Annotated in this window: 2 protein-coding genes and 2 pseudogenes; 2 read left to right on the top strand and 2 right to left on the bottom strand. The window is 55.3% G+C overall.

What is annotated here, in order from left to right:
* Both AC2GXZ_RS32455 and AC2GXZ_RS32460 read right to left on the bottom strand, forming a co-directional pair.
* A partial coding sequence (locus AC2GXZ_RS32455; protein ID WP_483763366.1) for a hypothetical protein occupies window positions 1-230 on the bottom strand: 230 nt, incomplete at its 3' end.
* Between the two features lie 666 nt (window positions 231-896).
* Window positions 897-1,676, bottom strand: a pseudogene (locus AC2GXZ_RS32460) (IS5 family transposase).
* Window positions 1,677-1,778: 102 nt separating this feature from the next.
* On the opposite strand from AC2GXZ_RS32460, the pseudogene AC2GXZ_RS32465 reads away from it, so the two are divergent.
* Window positions 1,779-2,810, top strand: a pseudogene (locus AC2GXZ_RS32465) (IS110 family RNA-guided transposase).
* 387 nt (window positions 2,811-3,197) lie between these two features.
* Window positions 3,198-3,449 carry a DUF7662 domain-containing protein gene (locus AC2GXZ_RS32470; protein ID WP_483763367.1) on the top strand — a complete coding sequence of 84 codons (252 nt, stop codon included), beginning with the start codon at window positions 3,198-3,200 and terminating at the stop codon, window positions 3,447-3,449.
* Window positions 3,450-3,738: the final 289 nt, after the last annotated feature.

Raw genomic sequence — 3,738 nt, forward strand, 5'->3', positions numbered from 1 at the left:
TTGAGTGAAGGATAGGGGTATGAGTCGTGGTGTATGAGTGGGATGTCCGGAAAGCGCGACGCGCTTATCTGCTGAAGATTTTGAGTATTTTCGTTGCGGCCATGGTGACCGCAGGTCTGCCAGTCTGGTTCGTGATACAAGCCATAAATTCCTGAATAGACCGGCCGACCGCCGGCAGAGATGCTGCGCATCATGAAATCTCGCATGACGGCGCGGTTTTCTGACAGCATTCGAGCACCTTCCAGCGATATGCTTCGTGGAGAGGTTCGCGTCCTTTCGTCATCCCAATCTCCAGTCAGGCGCATCGCCGCTGCATTACCAGCGAAAAAAATGCAATGCAGTTAGAAACTTGAGATGCAGCTTCTATATGGCACTGATTACCGAAAGCACGCCGGACGGCGCGTTGGAAATACGCGCACGGCTTCCCGACGTCTCGTCCGGCTGAGGGGCGCCTTCCTATCCAGACCAGGCACGACTTGACCCACCCTCCAGGGTGGGTTCTTTCTTATCCAAATATGTTGATCAACCTTACCGTTCCACCCGCGCTGCCATGCTGTCCCTGTCCCGGGAGGCCAGTTCGCATACCATGACCGAACGATGGGCAAAGAAGTATGATTGGCATCTGACACCCGGTAGCCGTCTGCAGGACGAGTGGTCGGCGTATCATGGGCATCGTTTTATAGGCCGGATATGGCGTGAAGCATCGCCCAGTTCCAGTGCCGGGAAATTTGGGTGGCAGGCCGCCCAGAGGCCCCAGAGGCCGCCGCGCCGCCTGCCCGATAGCGGCTGGGAAAATTCTCATCGGAAAGCGGCAAAGGCTGTCGAAGATTTCTATGATGCCGGTCGAGGTCTCGATCCTCAGCCATCGAGCGCTATCGACACCGGCGCTTGAGCCTCTAGGACACGGACTCATTAGCTGATGCAATCCATATCCTCGTCGCTGCAAGTTTTGAGAGCGGCGGGATAGTTGTCGGCACGTCGGTCGTATCGGGTCGCGAGGCACCGCATCTGTTTGATACGGTTGAAGAACCGTTCCACGAGATTGCGCTGACGTTAGACCCAGCGGCTGAAGCTGAATGTCTGCTTTCGATTGGCCTTTGCAGGGATATTCGCCCAGCATTTGCGTTGCTTGGCAAAGTTACGAATAGCATCGGTGTCGTATGCCTTGTCGGCAAGGATCGTCGCGCCGGTCTGTAGGTCGCTCAACAGCTTTTCAGCCATGGGTGCATCGGCAGCTTGGCCAGCGGTGACTTCCAGCCGAACCGGTCTGCCGCCTGCATCGATAAGAGCATGTATTTTTGTCGTCAGGCCGCCACGAGAACGTCCCATGCAAGGATCGGCAGAGCCCCCTTTTTAGCGTTGGCACCATGCTGGTGAACGCGAACACAAGAACTGTCGATCATCACGATGTCTCCATCGTAACGCTTTGAAACCGCGTCCAGAAGACGATCCCAGACGCCCGCCTTGCGCCAGCGGGAAAACCGATTGTAAAGCGTCGTGCGTGGGCCATAACGCTCCGGCACGTCGCGCCAGGACGATCCGGTTCTGAAGCGCCACAGGATGCCATTGATCACTCGGCGGTCGTCGACACGTTCAATTCCACGGGTATTGGTCGGCAGAAGTGGTGCGATGACGGTCCATTCTTCGTCGCTCAATTCGTGACGGCGCATGGCAATCTCCTTTCAAGGAGATTGATGGTGTGGAACGGCCCTTCGAACCAGCATCAAGGATGCGTATTGTGGAGACGCCAATCACCACACTATTGAAGGAACCGTTCCATGGAGAAGATTACCACAATCGGTTTTGATCTAGCCAAGTCGATCTTTCAGGTCCATGCCGTAACTGGAGAAGGGAAAGTTGCGGTCCGCCGTTCGTTGAGGCGTTCGCAGGTGCTTGATTTTTTCCGCTCCATGGAGCCTTGCCTGATCGGTATCGAGGCTTGCGGTACCGCCCACTATTGGGCGAACGCAATCGGAGAATTCGGTCATACGGTTCGTCTCATGCCGCCTGCTTATGTGAAAGCCTACGTGAAAAGAAATAAGACGGACGCCGCAGATGCAGAGGCTATATGTGAAGCGGTGACGCGACCGACCATGCGCTTCGTAGCCGTCAAAACTGCGGAGGAACAAGCCGCCGGGATGGTTTTGAAGACGCGAGAGCTGCTTGTCCGTCAGCGCAGCCAGATGTCAAATGCCATGCGTTCTCACATGGCCGAACTTGGGATCATTGCCGCAACGGGGATGCCCAGCATCTCCAAGCTTGTTATCATCCTACGTGACGAAGACGATCATCGACTTCCCGCTTCAGCTCGGGAGGCGCTTTTGGAAATGGCCAATCAAATCGAGACCCTGAAAAAAAGAATTGAAAAACTTGACAGCAGGATTGTGGCCGCAGTGAAAGCCGATGATGCCGCTCGCCGTCTGACAACGGTCCCCGGCGTCGGCCCCATCATCGCAGCGACTGTCCGAGCCTCAGTTCCAGAACCCGCTGGCTTTCGGACAGGGCGCGATTTGGCGGCCTGGATTGGCATCACCCCGAGGGCGAACTCCAGCGGAGGAAAGGAACGACTTGGTAGAATCTCGAAACGTGGAAACAAGCAGCTAAGACCTTTGTTGATTGTTGGCGCTACATCGATCCTGAAGCAGGCTTGACGAGGAGCAAAACTACCAGCTTGGATCACCTCTGTGCTGGAGCGGAGACCCTATAAGGTCGCAGCGGTAGCGCTGGCTAACAAAATTGCCCGAACCATATGGGCGCTCCTCGTGAAGGGCGGGACGTGTCAGGCTCCTGCGATCATGATGAAAGCATAGACAAAATTCTCGGCGATAGGCGCCGAGATAGCGGCAAGGTACAACAGCGTGATGAACCACTGGAACGCAACCTCAATATCGATCAGACCGTGTGATTCAGGGCGCCATTGAGCGCGCGAGATTGATTAGGCGATCGACATGCGGACTTCATCATGGCCAGCGGTCTGATACCGCATCAACAGGCCGAACATATGAATGCACCGTCCGATGGTGACTTACGAGGAAAACACCTTGCTAACCGGGCCGTTCCACATATGAATCACACACCGCCAACAAGATGAACCCCGTTTATGGGGACACTGCCTAGTTTCACTGGGACGCATTAATTAAGCAGTTTGCAGGCGGAGCTGTTGCAAGGCCCCTGTCGTCGCAGTTGAAGGACCTGAGGTGGATAAGAAGTATGAAGCACTGACCGAGCGTCTCAATCGGGAGCGACTTGACCTTGCCGAAATCACCATGACGTTCCGGGAGGTCGAGAGAGTGTGTCGAGTTCGACTTCCCAAAACGGCTGCCGATGCGGATTTTTGGGAAAACCCCACAAACCGGCCGTATTTTCGGGGGATAAAAAAGGCGATCAAGGCCGCAGGCTTCAGCGCTACTTTGTTGGGTGATGCCAAGGTGCGGTTCAAGCGGATCTAATCCCGGCGCGAGATCGTTGCCTCTCAATTGAAATCCGAGCCGTCGAACAGGCCTTGATGCCGGCGATCTAGAGAATAGATGGCCACTCAGCGATGATCGGAAGTACATGTGACAAAACGACCACTCCTGGCAACGGATTGATGCCTGAAGCACGCTTTGCACATGTGTTTCTAGTGCTATTTCCGCAGACCGACCTATGTTTCACGTCACCGCTGGGGGCATCGGTGATCAAAGGACATCACATGAGAACGTTTTCGAAACTGTTGGCAGCCGGACTGCTGACCTCCGC

This window comes from Aliirhizobium sp. YIM B11859 (assembly GCF_057163345.1).